The organism is Nocardia sp. NPDC049149, assembly GCF_043197455.1.
Classification (GTDB): Bacteria; Actinomycetota; Actinomycetes; order Mycobacteriales; family Mycobacteriaceae; genus Nocardia.
In genome coordinates this window covers 55936-72511 of the sequence record NZ_JBICTD010000008.1, presented here as the reverse complement: position 1 = coordinate 72511, position 16576 = coordinate 55936, and the positions used below count along the sequence as shown (strand labels likewise).

General features: G+C 64.6%; 12 protein-coding genes. All 12 read right to left on the bottom strand.

Annotated elements, in window-relative coordinates; translation table 11 throughout:
- Window positions 1-13 precede the first annotated feature (13 nt).
- Window positions 14-1210, bottom strand: coding sequence for a hypothetical protein (locus ACGFNJ_RS30090; RefSeq protein WP_393455565.1), 1197 nt, complete (start codon window positions 1208-1210; stop codon window positions 14-16).
- A gap of 190 nt (window positions 1211-1400) precedes the next feature.
- Window positions 1401-2966, bottom strand: a complete 1566-nt coding sequence (locus tag ACGFNJ_RS30085; protein ID WP_393455562.1) for a hypothetical protein — start codon at window positions 2964-2966, stop codon at window positions 1401-1403.
- Window positions 2967-3051: 85 nt separating this feature from the next.
- Complete coding sequence (locus ACGFNJ_RS30080) at window positions 3052-3564, bottom strand: hypothetical protein (RefSeq protein ID WP_393455559.1); 513 nt, start codon at window positions 3562-3564, stop codon at window positions 3052-3054.
- The gene (locus tag ACGFNJ_RS30075) at window positions 3561-4826 is read right to left on the bottom strand and encodes a type IV secretory system conjugative DNA transfer family protein (protein WP_393455556.1); all 1266 of its coding nucleotides are present in this window, start codon (window positions 4824-4826) and stop codon (window positions 3561-3563) included. The genes ACGFNJ_RS30080 and ACGFNJ_RS30075 overlap by 4 nt, the downstream gene beginning before the upstream one ends.
- 601 nt (window positions 4827-5427) lie before the next feature.
- Window positions 5428-6741: an ATP/GTP-binding protein gene (locus ACGFNJ_RS30070; protein ID WP_393455553.1), complete on the bottom strand. Its 1314-nt coding sequence runs from the start codon at window positions 6739-6741 to the stop codon at window positions 5428-5430.
- A gap of 227 nt (window positions 6742-6968) precedes the next feature.
- The gene (locus ACGFNJ_RS30065) at window positions 6969-8543 is read right to left on the bottom strand and encodes a hypothetical protein (protein WP_393455550.1); all 1575 of its coding nucleotides are present in this window, start codon (window positions 8541-8543) and stop codon (window positions 6969-6971) included.
- Window positions 8540-10501, bottom strand: coding sequence for a hypothetical protein (locus ACGFNJ_RS30060; protein ID WP_393455547.1), 1962 nt, complete (start codon window positions 10499-10501; stop codon window positions 8540-8542). Before ACGFNJ_RS30060 ends, ACGFNJ_RS30065 begins: the two co-directional genes overlap by 4 nt.
- A gap of 168 nt (window positions 10502-10669) precedes the next feature.
- Window positions 10670-11203, bottom strand: a complete 534-nt coding sequence (locus ACGFNJ_RS30055; RefSeq protein WP_393455544.1) for a hypothetical protein — start codon at window positions 11201-11203, stop codon at window positions 10670-10672.
- A 295-nt stretch (window positions 11204-11498) separates the two neighbouring features.
- Window positions 11499-11906 (bottom strand): hypothetical protein, encoded by a 408-nt coding sequence (locus ACGFNJ_RS30050; RefSeq protein ID WP_393455541.1) that lies wholly within the window; start codon window positions 11904-11906, stop codon window positions 11499-11501.
- Window positions 11907-11964: 58 nt separating this feature from the next.
- A complete protein-coding gene (locus ACGFNJ_RS30045; RefSeq protein WP_393455538.1) occupies window positions 11965-13326 on the bottom strand; it encodes a hypothetical protein in 1362 nt (453 codons plus the stop codon).
- A gap of 98 nt (window positions 13327-13424) precedes the next feature.
- Window positions 13425-14624: a peptidoglycan DD-metalloendopeptidase family protein gene (locus ACGFNJ_RS30040; protein ID WP_393455535.1), complete on the bottom strand. Its 1200-nt coding sequence runs from the start codon at window positions 14622-14624 to the stop codon at window positions 13425-13427.
- An 11-nt stretch (window positions 14625-14635) separates the two neighbouring features.
- Entirely contained in the window at window positions 14636-16447 is a 1812-nt protein-coding gene (locus tag ACGFNJ_RS30035) for a cutinase family protein (RefSeq protein WP_393455532.1), read from the bottom strand.
- Window positions 16448-16576 lie beyond the last annotated feature (129 nt).

The following is a 16576-nucleotide window of genomic DNA, read 5'->3' as shown; positions in this document are numbered from 1 at the left end:
CTGACGGGTCCAGTCAAATCCGTCGGCCTCGGCTCGCGGTCGCTGCCATCCCTCGGTTGCGAAGTTGCTGTCGTCGTCGAGCTGCTGGGTCGTTGGATAGCTCGGGTACTGCATTCCGAGGAGCGGTTGGCGTCGCCATCGCGGATTCTTTATTGCGTCGCTCTGGATCGGGCGACGATGCGGCGTTGGGCGCGTGGGTGCTTTTTACTGTCGCGCCATCGTCCTCGGAGCGCCCCGTATTGAGTCGCTGCAGGAATTGGTCTCGATACCGGGCGTTGTTCGCGGTGCCGTCTGGTGGGTGCGCCTGTGCCTTGCCCATGGCGTCACTGTTGATGACTCTGCTGTTGAACACCCCTTTGATCGTGAGGGGTTCCAGTGTTCCGGCGATGACTACGTCGCCGGCCAAGCCCTGGTGGCAGTCCACGCACAAGTCGTCGCGAAGCTGTCTCCAGTCACCGCATTGGGCGCATTCGCCGTTGAGTTCATCTGATTCGGTTGTAGCGGTTGGTCTTACAGCCACGTCCGGATTGTGCTGTCTGACCCACGTCTCCGTGACTTCCCTCGTCAGGTGGTCTCCGTAGCGCCACTCCTGTCGGAACAGATCCGGTGTGTGGCTGTCGAAGTTGGCGGCGATGGTGTCGAGGCGGGCCTGGATCGCTTGGTGTCGACTGTGTCCGCGTGGGAGCTCGGGGATGCCTGGACGTCCTTCGTCGCGGCAGTATCCGCACAGGCCGTCGTCGCCGTGGCCTGTGGTGATCTGGCCGGTCCAGCGGTCGATGCAGGCGCGTTCGAGTCGACATGACACGCACAGTGGTTCGGTGACCGTGACGGCGGCGTCGCGGTCGTAGTCGCGGCGATCAACGATCAGTTCGGGGCGGGGTGTCCCTTCCTCTACGCGTTCCTCGGCGGTGAGTTGGTCTTCGTAGGCATCCACGCGGGTAGCCGCCGCACTGCCGGTGCGTTGGCGCGGGTCGGTGCGTTTGGCTGGATCGACCCGGTGCGCAACGCGTCCCGGTGGTCGCGATGGTAGGTCAGGCCGTCTTGTCGCGGCGGGTTGAATCTCGGGAATGTATTGGTGTTGATCAGTTTTCGGTACGCATGCCTCGATCAGTGCGCGGTGTTGTTCGTTGTCTCGCCAGAGTTTGCGGAGTTTGGTGATCGCGACGTCGTGGGTCTTGTAGCGCAGGGTGTTGGCGATCTCGCCGATCATGGCCCAGGTGACATCGTCGAAGCGGGCTTGGGTTCGGCGGAGTTGTTGTTTGGCGGCTCGGATATCGCGTGCGTCTATCAGGGCTCGGATGGCCTGGATCGCGTCGCTGGCCGCTGCCGCGGGGGCGGCTTCGCGGTTGTGTGGTTGCGCCATAATGTGACCTCCTCGACGCCGCGTGGGTGATTAGAAGTCACAGATGACGACGATGAAGGCGGGATCGGTTGGGCTGACGCATCATTCGTTCGCGGCGCTTGCTTGCCGCCTCGCGTGCCGAGTCGGCCGGCGATTGTGGCGTGGCTGCGCTTGTACCGATCCCGGCCTGATGGGTTCCGCTGTGGCGGCGGGAATTGTCACCCGCCACGGTCGGTGTGGGTGAAGAGTCTCGCTCCCCCGATGGGGCGGATTCGTTGACGTTCGAGCGCTTTCCGGATGTCCTCAACTGCACAGGTGATCCGGACCGGATCGCGGCGCGGATTGTTGTGCTGGTCGTCAAGTTGTTGTCGAGTTCGCGCAGTGTCTGGTCGAACTCCCGCAGCCTGGTCGCCGCCTCGGCGGGAACAGCAGCGACTGGCTGCCCGCTGTGGGCGGGAGGTGTTGCGGCAGCGTAGTTTTCCAGGGCGCTGAGCAGTTCTTCGCAGGTGGCGTATCGGCCGATCCGATGCATCTCCCCGACGTGTTCACCGCCAGGTTGACTCCACCGCAGTTCCTCCCCGTACCAAGGTTCGAGGGATTCGCCAGGGCTGCGTCCGGCACGAATGGTCCGGGTCGAGTCATCGGTGAGGCTGTAGTGGGCGTCGATGCCGTGCCAGGTGATCTGCTCGCGGGCGCGTTCGGCGTGGTTGGTGATTTGGTCGAGCCAGCTGGCTTGCGGCGTCGTGTGGTCTCTGGTGGTCTCGCGTGCGGTGCGGTCGATGTTCGCCAAGGTTTCTACGGCGTCCTGGATGCCGATATTGCGGGCGAAGTCGAGGGTTTGGTCTCGTAGATCGTCGGCGCAGAGTTTGTGCTCGAACCGTCGTGCCTCCGCTGTGGGATGGTTGGCTGCGGTCATGGCGGCCTGATAGTCGTCGCAGAGGATGTCGTAGTGCAGTTCGTCGACGAACTCTTTCCCGTCGCGTTGGCGGGCGCCACCGAGTACGGCAGTGAGGCGGTCGAGTTCGGTGATCACGTCTGTCGCGGGGATCGTGGTGGCGGTAGTCAGTAGGCGTCGTTTCCCGCTGATCAGGTCATGGGCTGCGATCGTGAGGTCCACCGTTGTATCGGCGTCGCCGCTCGCGCGCTCGCGAGCCCATTCCCGGGCCCTCCACCAGCTGGTGTGGGTGGTGAGGTCGGTGGTCGGGCCGTTGGTGTAGGTGGTGATGTAGGTCAGCGAGCTGGTGTGTGGGGTGCCGACTGCGTCAGTGGAGCCGGAGGTCAGCCTGTCGGCTTGCAGTAGGCTGTCGCGTTCGAGTCTGGCGGCTTCGGTGTGGCCGCGTTCGAGGTCATCGAAGATGTGGTTGAGTAATCCGCTGGCTGATGGGGGGTCGTTTGCCCAGTTCTCGACCGCGGTGTCGAGGTATCGCCATTGCAATGCCCAGGTCGCGGGGCCGGTTAGCCAGAGCTGTTCCAGTTGGGACGCTTCGGTATTCGATGCGTTGTATTCGGTGGCGGAGTCGGTGCTGATCGCGCGTTGGCGTAGTCGGTAGAGGTGGTCGTATGCGGTCCGCATCGCGGGTTCGTCGAAGTCGTAACTTTGGCCTGGGGCCTCCTTGTTGTCCATGACATGCCTCCTCAGTGGTCTCGAGATGCTGCCGAGTGCTGTCTCCTGTCGGTCGCGTCAATTTCGGGGGTTGGTTCAAAGCCATTCACCGCCAACGGGAGTCGGTCCCATCGACGTTGGGGTCGCTGGTGGGCGTGACGGTGTCGCGGTCGTGTAGGTCTGCCGCGACGTATTCGGCGATGCCAGCGTTTGTTGGTTGTGGTCGTCGGATGTAGCGGCAGGACTCGGGTTGGCATCCGGAGAAGTCCGAGATCTTGGTGAGCCGTTCGATGGTGGGCCACAGCCATTGCGAATGCCAGGCGGTCATGTCTTCGCGTGGCAGCTCGGCGGTGTCGGTGTCGCGCCAGTAGGCGGCGGTGTGTGCGGCCATCAACGCGGTCAATTCCTCGCGCACACCGTCATGCTGGAACCAGCACCCAGGAACCCTGGAGCCGAGCTGATAGGTTTCCCGCAGCCAGTCGACCCAGTCGATCAGTTCCTCCCACAGCGCTGCGGCGTCGCTGCGATCTAGGTGCCGCCAGCTGTAGCGGCCTGGGTAGTACTGCGGTGCAGCTGGTTTGGCCTCAGTCGACGATCCTCGGCCGTGTTCGGTGTTCATGGCGGGCCTCCAGATTCGTCGGCCAGGCGTAGATGTGTGGGAACGACACCGCTGGAGACGACCTGGTCGAACAGTGCGGTGGAGGTGAGGGCTTGTTCGCGCCAGCGAGGGACCTCCCACACGCTGGGTAGCCGCAGCAGGCACGCGGGTGCGTTGCGGTACAGCAGCAGTCCTTGGTCGCTGGGGAGTTCGCGGATTTCATCGGCACGCAGGACGGTGTCGTCGTGGAGCTGGTAGCTGCGCCCGCCTTGATGCAGGCTGGCTTCCCAGCTGCGGCGTTCTCCGATGAGCCGCGAGATCGAGGCCAGTTCGTCGGTGCCGCGCAGCCCGGGCAGGATCAGCATGGCGGGTGCGGACTGGGCGAGGACTCGGCCTCCTTCTGTGCCCCACCGTAATTCGTTCTGGTCTTGGTTGTGGGCGAAGGCCCACACGCAGATGCCCTTGCCGCCGGAGTCGGTCATGATCTGGGGCAGGTCAGGGATCGGGGCGACGTTGTTGGTTTCGTCGAGTACCAGCCGGACCGGTGGATCCAGCCGTTTGCCTGGCATTCGTTGGGAGGCGCGGTCGGCCACGTGATGGACCTCGGCGGCCAGCGCGGCGACGAAGGGTGCCATGGATCGGCTGCTGCCCCGCGACACCAGGTAGAGGGTGTTCGCGCCGGAGAGCACGAACCGTTCGACATCGAAGGATTCGGACAGCTCGATGTCGATGGCGGCCAGGAGTTTCGGGGATGCCAGTGGTTCCAGCAGTCGTGAGGCGGCGGCCATGACGTCGTCGGTGGATTCGCTGCCCGATGCGAGGATCTGGTCGAGTTCGCTGGCCCAGTCCGGCAGGGTCTGGCTCAGGATGTCGACCGGGGTGCGGTTGGTGCGCGCTGAGATCCATACCCGGACGTCGCGGATCGAGTAGTTCGCAACTGCTGCGGCGTGCAGGCAGCAGCGCAGCATCGTGGATGCCTTCTGCTCGAAGTAGGCACCGTTGCGGGTGCCTTCGAGCGGCATCGCGCGTGCTGCTGCGTCCGCGCGGCGGATCGCGGTGTCGGGGTCGGTGCAGCCGGCCAGGAATGACCAGCGCAGCCCGGCGGGCCAGCCGGTCAAGCCTTCCGGGTCGAAGACCGCCACGTGGCCTCGACGTGCCCGCTGGGTGATCGTTGCGGCCAGGAGGTCGGCTTTGGTGGTGGTGACGAGAGCGAATCCTGGTGCGTCACAGACGCGTTGGTAAGCCACACGCCAGGTCTTGCCAGCGCCAGTGGGCCCGTGCACGATCACACCGTCACGGTGCTGAAGGTAAACATGCTCACTCGGCCGGTCAGCGAGAGCGCCTACGTCGATCACCTCCAGCGACGGCGAAGACGTGCTTTCGTGGGTGCAACGCCATGGGCGGCTTCTCATCGGCCCCACCTCCGTCGAACTGTCCGCGACAGGACCGGAAACTCGTGCCTGGCTTTACGTGTCGCTGAACGACGGTCCAAGCCAAGACGATTCAGGTCGGCTGCGGTCGCTAATCCAGGGCGGTGTCGGTGCCGCCATCGCTGGTCCAGTTCGTCGGTCACCATCAGAATCCCCGCGCACCACAGCGTGGCAACCGCTCCGATGCACATCCAGGTCAGCCACGCGGGCCCCGGCCGCGGATCGCCCGGCCACACGGCGGCTGGGTCTGCCGGATGGCGCAATAACTGCAGCAGGGTCGCGAGCATTCTCTGCGGCGCGACGATTCCGAGGCCGTGCCCGGCCAGCAGTGCCGACAGAGCGCCGCCGCCGAACACTCCCGCCGTGATCGTGGTGCTCGCGTAGCAGGCCAACGCAATCCCGGCCGGTAGCACCGGTTCGCTGCGAATAGGATTCGGTACTCGTCGCCCGCCTGTCACGACAGCACCTCGCCCTGAACGCGGTTCTCGGGTGGCCCGGTGATGGCTGCGTCGGTGTCGGTGAGTGCGATCTCGTGTGGAGAGCGAATGTGGGTGAGTAGGAATGGGTCGCGGGTACCGATTTTGACCAGGCATTGCCCTCGCCCCAGTCGCATCAGTGTGTCTTCGGTACCGGCGGGCAGTCGGTAGAGCCGCACGGTTTCGGTGGCGTCGTCAGCGCGTGCCTGTCCGAACAGCACCACGATGCTGGCCTCGCTCATCAACGCCCGCGCCGGTGAATCCGCGGGCTGGTCTGCGGGATGATGGAACGCCGCTACCGTTGAGAGTCCCAGTCCGCGTGAGAGTTTGACGTTGCCGCGGAAGATTTCGCCGGTGGAGCCGGCGGCAACGTGCCAACCTTCCTCCACGACGAGGATGGTCTGCTGGTAATGCGAGGATCTTGACGCGAGCTTGTTGGCCAGCCAGGTGTTGGCCGCGGTCATGACCACGCGCAGCGAGGGTCCTTCGGTCGGCAGGGCACTGAGATCGAAGTGCACTAAAGGGTGGCTGTCGAGTGCTACTCGCACCGCCGGGCTGGTGGGGGCATCGACCAAGCCACTCAGGTCACGGTCGGCCAGTCGCAGCAATGCCAGTCCTGGCTCGACGCCCCATTCGAGGGCGCGCTCGGCCCATCGCGGGCCGAAACCGCTTCCGTCGCTTGGATCAGGGTTCAACAGACGCAGCGCGAGGTCGCGGATCACCGGGTCTCGCCCGGTCGTGCGCGCGTGACTGTTCACCATCGACAGCGCGGCACCGACGGCAGCTTTTTCCTTTTCATCCAGCTCGCGTGCCATGGCGTCGGTGAGGACCGCGATGACCAGAGATTCTTGCCCGGCCGGAACAACACCGTCGATGCCGCCCGTGTGGTCACCACGGGTGCTGATGGCGGGGTCGAGCAAGTTGAGACAGGCACCACTGCCGCCGACACGGAACCGGATGCTCTGAGCACCGAGCGCCTCGGCGAGTGGACTGTATTCGCCAACGCCTGCTTGAGGCTTCTTGTCGAGGATGACGACTTGGCGGTTGGCGACTAATTGCCGTAGGACACAGACGGTTTTGATCCATGAGCTTTTGCCTCGGCCGATGTCACCGATCACCACGACATTGATTCCACTGGTTTCGCTGCCATAGGCGGCGAAAGCGTCGACGATTTCGAGCTCTTGAGAGATGGTGTTGAGTCCAGCGAGTACGCCTTGTTGGCGAGAGCGGCGCCGGTTGGTGGCCAGGTTCCAGGCTTCTGCTTGCCGCGTCGTGGTCCACGCACCTTCCAAGCGCGGCTCATACCACCCGTACCGGTCCAGCCACCGACGACGCTTAGGCGCCGGGATTCGCAGCGGTTGCGCCGAGGTCTCCCCCGTTCGGCTGGCAGGCGGGGCGGCCGGTCGATCCGCCCGTGACCTGTAGCGACCGAAACCGCTGCTGAGCCAACGTGACTGGATGCTGTTATGTCTCGCCGAAGTGGGCGTTGTGTGTGGTCGTGGCATGGGTGTTGGCCTCCTCATCGGGTATAGGGGGTGGCGGCTAAACCGCGCGCGAGTGGCAGGGTCGCGAACATTGCGACGTCGTGATCGCCTCGTGCCCAGTCGATTTCGGCGATGACGGATTCGTTCGCCGCTTCGGTGACGCGCAGGCAGGCGCGGTCGAGATCATCGGCGTCGCGACCGGTGACCGCGATAATGGCGGCGTAGATGGCGCCGTGTTGCCCCGAACCAGGTACCAGGTCGTTACGGCGCCGGTCCGAGGCGCTGGCCAGGACTTGGGTCGAGCCGTCGTCGAGTTTTCCGCGTTTGGCCTCTTTGGCTTTGCGGGCTTGGTCGGAGGTGAAGTCGCCGCGTGCGGCGGCGCGGGCACGGTGAGCGGGCACGAAATCCAGCCGGACGCTGACGGTGCGAATGGTCGGTGCCGGGGCCGTGTCGTCATCACCGGGGTCGGCTTCCACACCGGTCAGCAACGGCGCCAACCACAACGGCCCCAACGGGACAGCTGCGATGCTGCGCGGGCGGATATAGCCGACTCTGGTCTGCCAGCGGCCGCCGGCACCGATCGCGACGCTGTCGCGGCCGCCGATATAGCTGGGCCAGCAGCTGGCCCACGTCGCGTCGCGATGGCGGTCGATTTTGAAGCTGGGGTCGAGAAAGGCCCGAATGACCGCGCAGGCTCGGCGCTCACCGAGGACATCAACTCTTCCCATCCCGGCGAGTGCGAGAAGTCTTGTGGCGCGCTCGGTTTCGTCGCGGACCAGTTGTGCGATGGCGGCTAGGGTGTTGGCGTGTTTGGTTCGAGCCAGCCGGGTAGTCTCGGCCATGAACGCTTCGGTTTGCGGAATCCGCAGCACCACAAAGGATCTGTGTTCCTCCGCCAGCGGTGAGGCCAGGTCGATCAGCGCTCCGTAGGATTCGACCGCCGGAGCCAGTCGGGCGTCGGTCAAGCAGGCGACGCGCGCATCGGCCCATTGGATGTGTGGGGTCATGTCGTGGGGGACGCTGCGATGCAGTAACTGGATGCCGCGAATGTGGGAGCTGCTGCGTGCCAACTGGGCCAAGAACATGCCAAACGCCGTTGATGATGCCGCGTAGGCGGCGTCGCCCCGCAACCCGTCGGCGACGCCGTCGACCGCCAGAGTGACCGAATATGTCGGGCGCTCACCGGGATTGGCATGGCGCAGGATGAACATGTCGTCCAACCCTGTTCCAGCCACCTGCAGAGGTGCGGTGTTGCCCAATGGCGGTGGCAGCGCCCAGCCCGGGTCGCGGTCCGGGTCGCCGTAGCAGGGGTCACCCTGATGGCGGTAGATGTGCTCACCTCGCCGTCGGCGGGCCCATACCCGCATCGTGTGGGCGTGGCGGGCTGCCCAGGAGGGTTTGTCGCGCCATTCCATCGTGGCGGCGAACACCGCTGCCATCACGATGATCGCCGCACCGATGGCCCACGGTTGCCCGCCGCCGAGCACGTAGATCGCCACTGCCGCACCGATGGTCGCGGCCCAGGTGATCAGGACCGGCCGCGGCAGGCCCAGCCAAGAGCGGCGGGCGATTTCTCCGCCCAGGATCGAGGTCCGTGTCTCGGTGTTCATTGCGAGTCCGATTCCGCGTCGCCGGGTGCCGCTTCGGCGACCGAGCGGGCCTTGCTCAAGGCACCACTCGCGGCCTGGGCAGCGACGGGCGCGGCGACCATCCCTGCAGCAAGCACACCAGAGCCCACCCGTTTGGTCGTTGACGTCGCTGCGCGTGCGGCCTCGCCGATCCCACGCTCTCGCCCCACACTGCCACCGGTGTTACGGGCCAAGGTCTGTCCGAATCGGGACTCGGTTGCCGAGCGGCCATCACTGCTGTCGGCGGTGCGCCACTGCGGATCATGATTCCCGCGTGCCTCGCCTCCTGCCTCTGCGTCACCGGCGCTCTGGGCGCGCATCCCCCCGCTGCGGCCGCCGACGCCGCGGCTGCTCCACCACATTGCGGTTCCGGCTCCGCCGACTGCCCCGGCCAGCAGTGAACTGGACTGGCCGAATCCTGCTGCGTCCGAGCGGGACGGCAGCAGCGGCGCGTATCGCAGCAGCGACCACGGCGCCAGACCAGCGACCGCGAAAGCGACCACCACCAGGCACAGTTGGCCCAGAGTACCCAGTTTCTCCTGCCCGGTCGTGTCGGTCAGGCCTGCGTCGATAACGCCGGTCAACGTGGCAAGCAGCAGAAACAGCAGGGGTTTGGAGGCGACGATGGCGATGAACACCAGCACCGGTCGCAACGCCTTCTTGCGCCATTGCGGGTGCACCCACATGCCGAACCCGATTCCGGCTGCCACCGCCAGGCACGGCAGTGCGACTTGGTGCATCAGCAATCCCGCGAAAACCGACAGCGCACACACGATCAGCAGCAGGAACAACAACAGCCCCACCAGGACACCCCCGGCGAGGTCGGTCGCGGTGAGCTCACCAGTGAACTGCTTGAGGTGATTGATCATCTCACCCATGTCCGGCCCCGCTGTACGGGCGATTGCCTCTGACGCGAGGTTGGCGGCCTCGACCAGCATGGCCGCGATCATGGGTGCGAACAGCATCAGCAACACCCCGGCAGGCAGATAGCCGAACAGATCTGCCGCAATGGTCTTCACCGTTTCCGCGCGAGATGCCGCCCGCCACAACGCCATCAGCGTCATCACTCCCATCACCATCACCCCGATTCCCGTGCTGAGCCCATACCAGCGCAGGAACCACGCTGCGCCGGGATCGAATCCGCCAGTCGCCGCCAACCCATCCAGCACCCGGGCACTCAACTCAGCTGCGCTGTCTTTCGAAGAGTTGGCCCAGTCATCGATCACCGACTGCGGATCGGCAACGAACCTGGCTACTTTCGTCGTGGCGTCCCACAGCCAGGAAAAAGCTTTCGTGAACGCCGCGCCTGCTGACTGACCGGCCGCACCGAACATCGCTTTGCCGAGACGGTCGCCGAAGGAGGTGTTTCGGTCCAGCCACTGCGCGGCCCCGACGAACAGCCTTCCTACCGCGCGGTTCCAGTCCAAGCAGCGCACCAGGTCACCCGTGGCAGTGTCAGCGTGCGTGCAATCGGCGAAAAACGCGTGAGCACAGTAGGTCTGGTGAATGCTGCACGGGTCGGTCCATGCCTGGCCTGGCACTGCCGCGAAGTCCTCACCGGTTGTCTTGGTGATCTCACGCATCGATTGCCGGTCGGGGGTGCTTGCCCAGTCCAGGCCCCATGCGTTCCAGGCTGGCTTTGTCCAGCGCTTCACATCTTCCGCGCAGGCCGGCGTGGGCAGATGAAAATTGGCGTCACCGGCTGGAAACACCTTGGGAAGCAGTTCTTTCGGTGGTTCGATCCCCTGCTCAACCTTGCGTGCCGCGTCCGCATCCGCGCCCCCAAGTAGTGCCTTCTTCTGCTCGGCGCTGGCCGACCAGTACAGCAGCCGGTCCTCGACGTTCATCACCTCGTTGACGTAGCGGCCGATATCGCCGCCACGGTTCGCACAGGCTCCGGAAAACCATGGTGCGGTGCGGAACTCATCGCTTCCGCCCACGAACTGCCGCAGCTCGGCGGGAAAGCCATTCGGCAACGATTTCGCGCCCGGTTGTCCCGCAGGCTGCGCACCTGCGGTGGCGCTACCAATGACTACGCCTATCACTGAGGCGCATACAACGGTGGCGAGCATGGTTATTACACGGTGTCGCTTCATCGCTTCCCCCACCTAGTTGACGTAGACGGTGTAGTAGCCGGATTGAAGCGGCCTGCCCAGCGGGGAATCGATGCCCGGTGCGACGACTTCCTCCGGGGTCGGCCCGACCTGTCCGGCGGCGTCTTTGGCCTTCCAGTCCCCGTGTTCCCACACCAGCTCAACGGTGTGGGTCGCCCATGCGGTCACGACTGAGATCGGCGCGCCTTCTGCGATCGCCGTTCGCGACACCGCGACGGTCCACACCACCACTCGCGCAGCCGACTGCGTGAAAGCGGTGACGCTCACTGCCGCCGGAACGAGATTGACCACATCCGCACTGGCAATGCGATCCCGCCCGATGCGCATCGAGCTTCGCAGGTGAGGTCCCGGATCACGTGCGAGCAATGCCGCCTGCACCGCGTCCATCGTGATTCGACCCTGCCCGGCTTGGGTCAAGGCCTGCACAGTATTGACTGCGGCGGTCGCCGCGCCCTCGACGTCTCGCGTGTATCCGATCGGCACACCGTCGCGTACGCCGGTCGGTCCGTGCGCAACCCGTACCTTCACCGCGGATCCTTGCTCCGTCGATCCACCTCCACCGCACGAACCAACGATCACCAGTCCGGCCAGGCTCACCGACAACGCAACACCTCCACCAAGGAGCAGCCATCTCATTGTTCTCGTCGGCCGTTCGCGACCGGCTTGTCCACCGCCCGCGCCCGATCGCGCTCGAACCTCAACATTGCCTATCGATTCAGGTGAGATCTCAGCGAAACCTGCTTTCTTCCATTGCATTTGGCGCACCTCCCGTCCAGGTCACCCCCAAGATCGATCATGGAGTCGACAAGATTTGGCTCACTTCCTATCCCCCGACGACAAACAAAATGGTCGCCACGAGTGGTGAAGCGGCCGCAACGAGGCCCACCGAGATCAGGGCGTCCTGAAGCTCTTCCGACCCTTCGGATAGATCGTTGGCGTATCCGCGGCTCTTTGCTCGCTTGACCTTGAACGCGCCCACGATCACTCGTACAGAGGCGCCGATGATGACCAACGCCCATACGAACGCGACTATTCGTTTCCACGTCGCGTCAAGGGCGCCGCCGAACAACCCGAAGTCTGGGCTGACCCCGTTCAGTGGATTTTGGATTCCCTGAGCCGATGCCTCCGGCACTCCCGCTAAAACGAGCGCTAACCCGATCGTTAGGCCAACCACAACATTGCTACGACTGAACTTCGTTAGCCGTTGTGGCGCAATATTTTTACCGACCATCGCAATCCACCTCCTGCCTGAAGCCATCAACCGTCGATCGACGGATCGGTGCGCCGGGCTACCAATCAAGGCCGTTGCCGTCGCTGCGGTCGGCCCACTCCGGCGCCTGGTAACGACTCCCCCGCGATCCCGTACCTTGGTGCAGCGCATAGGCCAGCAGCCGCGAATGCGTCGACGAGTCAGGCCCATCCCCGAGTCGCCGCGAGTCAGGAACAAACTCTGTCTCGATCGGTGCGTGTTGTGCTGCGAGGGTTTCCGCGACTGTGTCGGCGATCGCCGCTGCAACTTGCGCCCACGCCCCCAGCGACGGTCGGCTCAGCCGCGATACCACGATCCGCTCGCCGCCAGCCAACGTCGGGTCATGTGGAACACGCAAGACTCGCCCGATACCCGATCCTTCGAGAGCCTCGATGACTTCAGTTCGACCGATGTCACCGCTGTCGGCAAGCACAATGACCGCGCGGGTGGCTAGGGCCTCATGTCCGCTGTCGGCAATGCCATCAAGCAGCCGTAGCGCGGCCACGACCACATCGCGGCGGCACACCACCGGCACCACGAGCTGCGTACTGTTCTCGATCATCCAACGAAATGCGGGTGCTCGTTCGTTGTCACCAGTGTCGACAAGGATCATCGAACGATGCCGCCGCAGCACCGCCATGATCGCCGCACATTCATCGCGACCCACATTCACACTGCCACCGGGGGTTTGGTCCGAGGCCAGCACCTCGTCCAAGCTTGGTTGTCGCTGTAGCATTCGCCCGAGCGCCGAGGCGTCTCCGTTGGTTGAGCACAGCTCGCGCGCGTGCGCAAGAACGTCCCACACGGTTTCTGGTCCGCTGCATGCCGCTGCGCGAGCAGCTAGAGTGCCACACGCTTCATTGGCGTCCCACGCCACCACTTGACCGCCGCGGAAGCGTCCGAACAACGCCGACAACACCACCGTCACCGGGGTCACTCCAGACCCGCCCTTGCCATTGGCCACCGTAATCACCGGTGTCCCAGGCAGCGGTTGCCTAATCCGTTCCACCGCACGCCGATACGCCACCTCCGGGCCAGATCGGCGAGGCTTCAATCGCAAACCGACTGCGTTCGCCTTGCCGCGCCATCCCCACTGAGCCGGATCGGTTTCCGCCCCTGGTGCCGGACGCAGCAACATCGACAGCCGGATCTCTCGTGCCGCCGCGACATCGAGTACTGACGGCGGAGTCGCCGAAAGATTCGCTTCTCCAACTCCGTACGGATCGTTCGCCGCCCCCGATGCTCCTTCGACGCTTTGAGGCGGCGACTCCTCGTTGTCGAGCTCGGTCCTCGGAGCGGACGGCGGACGGAGGCGCTGCCGCCGCAGATCTACTGGCCGCTCAGCGGTGTATTCCATCTCGGTAGTCGCATCCTCGACGCCTGGGACGTTGCTGTTGTCCATAACCACCTCCTTCAAGTGATGATCGATGGGGACCGCACGCCCCTGTTGCCCGTCGTTGCCGGAATGTCCACCAGCGATCACCTCGCTTTCTGCCGTGCTCAGCTCGGTGCTGCAGCCGTTAGCCCCTTACCGCCAGGTGCTCTGCCAACCGCGGCATACTGGGCGGCCATGCGTGGAATGGCTTTCACATAGCTCTGGGTCTCGGCGTTCTGGCACACGCCGCCTTGACGCAGGGTGCCCTCGGGTCCGCAGTTGTACATGCTGAGCCACAGCTCGGTCAGGTCACCGCGCAACGTGCCTTCTGCCAGGCCAGCTTTCGCGATTTCTACCAATGAGCACGCGTACGCTGCCTGCGACATCACCGCATCTGCCACCGAGTAGATATCGGTTTGCCCGTCACCGTCACCGTCGACTCCGTGGCGCGCCCACGTATCTGGCATGAACTGCGCTGGGCCCAGAGCACCCGCCGGTGACCGCGCGAACTTCTGAAATCCTGACTCCTGCTTCAACTCTGCGGCCAACAACGGTGCAGTCACTTCCGGACACGTGCCCGCCGCCTTACGAATCCACATGTCGTACTCTTCGGGCACGGACCCGGCCTGCAGCGAATTCCCAACTCCAGCGCTGTGCTCCGGCGCGCACACCCGGGACCGAATGTCGGGCCCCGCAACCCATCGCGAGCGCGAAGTCCTCTTCAGCGTCGCCACTTCATCGTCGGCCACCGATCGCATCGCTGGCGCCGCCGCGTATTTTGTTCCCTCATCGAGCCATGGCGCCGGGTCGATTTGCTGCCCGCCGGTCAAGCGTCCGCCGGGCACGACTTCGAAATGTAGATGTGGACCGCTGGATTCACCGTCGTCGCCGACAGCACCGATAGGCTGTCCGGCGCTTACCTCATCACCTTCCTTGACGAAGATTCCCCCGGATCTCATGTGCCCGTAGACCGTTGACAACGGCGCACCGCCATAAGCGGTGTCAATGACGATCCAGTGCCCGAACCCGTCAGCCCTGCCTGCCGCCACGACTCGGCCGCTCGTGGCGGCAAAGATGGGCGTACCCAGCTCCGCCGCGAAGTCGACGCCGCGGTGCATCCCGCCCTCGCGCATCCCGAACGGCGATGACACTGTGTAGCTACCCGGCGTCAGCGGCATCACCACACCCCCGGTCGCTACCCGCTGGTGAGTGCGCGGGACATTCGGCAGACAATTCGGCGCCACGGGCTGCCGATCTCCTGCCCCCAGCAGCAACACGACAACGCCCATCATCGCCACACCACCCAAACCGATCACAGCGATCATCGGAGCCGCCATCACACCACTCCGGTGACATTGCGGATGCGCGCGGCGAACCAATCGGTAAGCCAGTCAACGGCGTTGCGCTGTCCGTCGACGAGGTAGTGCTGATAGTCCTGATGGACACCGGAAGTAAAGAAGTCCGCCGCGGTGAGCCCTTCCGATACCAACTGCGCCAGCGCAGCACCACCCTGCCCAGTCGCACCGTCAACAAATGTGCGAGCTACCTCGCTCACATCCCCAGCACCAACTCCCACGGCGCCGTTAGTCTTTCCGCCCGTCCCTGAGAGGGCGTTTACCGCCACAGTTGCGAATCCGAGCATCGTCGGGACCATCCCGACCACCCTGGTCCCTATCGCTACCAAGTCACCGCCGTCAGCGATCGCCTCCGCAATGCCCCACAGGTCCTCCTGCAACTGTCCGACCTGTCGCGCCAACGCAACGATGTTTAGATTGTCTAGTAACCCGACCAGCACCGACGCAGCCTGCGCCGCGCCTGTGGTGTCCGGGATCATCGCAACCAGCTGCGACACCGTCCGCAGATCGACGCCCTCAGCCATCACCATTAGAGGCCTGAATAGAGCGTTCAGCTCGCCGAACAGCGCGTGCAGCCTCTTCACCTTCGCCGGCACTTCATTGGCCTCGGTGATCGCGGCGATGATCTGCGAGACCGTCTCCACGATCACAGGTACGTTCTTCGCGAAGGCCAAACCATGTGTGGCTACATTGCTCACCTGATCGACTACGACCGCTGGCTTGAGAATGCCCAACGCCCGGGATGCTTGAGACAACGGATCCGGCGTGGACGAGGCCATCGGATTAATCAACGGCGCAGTCGCCGACGCCAGCCGGCGCGAATCGCCCGTCTCCTCGCCGCTGTTCAGCGCGCCGTCAGCGCTGTCGCTTAGAGCGGACAACGATTGCATCGCAGCTGGTATGTCCGAGTGCGACAGTCCCTCGACGACATCGCCAGCGAGCCGTTCGGGTGAGCCCGGAGCGCCGTTCGCCAGCGCGGCCACCGCCCCGGGGTTCGCCTTCACCCATGACGCCAGCTCACCAAGCGGTCCTAATGCTGCCTCCGCGTCGCGGACTGCGGCAGGCAGGCCTCTCGCGTCGGCCTGTCCTTGTCCGGCCGACGCGATGACCTTTTCGATCGCTGACCGCACACTGGAAAAGTCGACGCGGCTGACGTCCGAGACCAGCGACTCGACCGTCCCTGCACCTGAGCCAGGCTCTTGGCTGATGCCAGTCGCATTTCCGATTGGCTGCGACAGGAATCTCCCCAACCCGGCCAGGATCGGGTTGTTCGAAGTGTTTGTGGCGCAGTATTTATCCTGCTGCGCGCATATTTCGGCCGTAACCGCGGACAGAGCGCAGAACCCACCTGGGCGTGGGCCCGCGATACCTTCACCCTCGACCTGTGGACCGATGAGCTTCCCGCCGCTTGTTCCGTGACGCGGGTCGGCGATCAGTCCGACCGCCAGTACACGATCCGCACCGATCGGAGCGCCGGAGCAGCCGATCGACGCAGCAAGGTCACCCATCGCATCAGCGCCCTGCGAATAGCCGGCCAACACGAACTTCGTTGCACCACAGCGCTGTCCGAAATCCTCGACGACCCGACCGGCTGCGGCTACCCCGGTAGCCTTGCTGTTCCCGTACGCCATCCCATCGAATGCCGCGGCCGCATACGCCGGGAACCGAAAGGCGAACCTGCCACCGAACTGCTCTGATAGACGTGTAGCCACCGATCCCAGGAGCCCGACTGGCCGGGTTTCATCCGCTCGTGCATTCGTTTCCCAAGTACCGGGTAGAAACACACCGACCACCGCGGGGCAATCCGCGCCGTTCGATCCTCCACCAAGCCAAGGACTTCCGCCGGCCACGCCACTGCACGTCAGTACCCCCGTGACCCATAAAGGGGTCACGATTCCAGCCGTCAGTGCCCGGATCGCAAG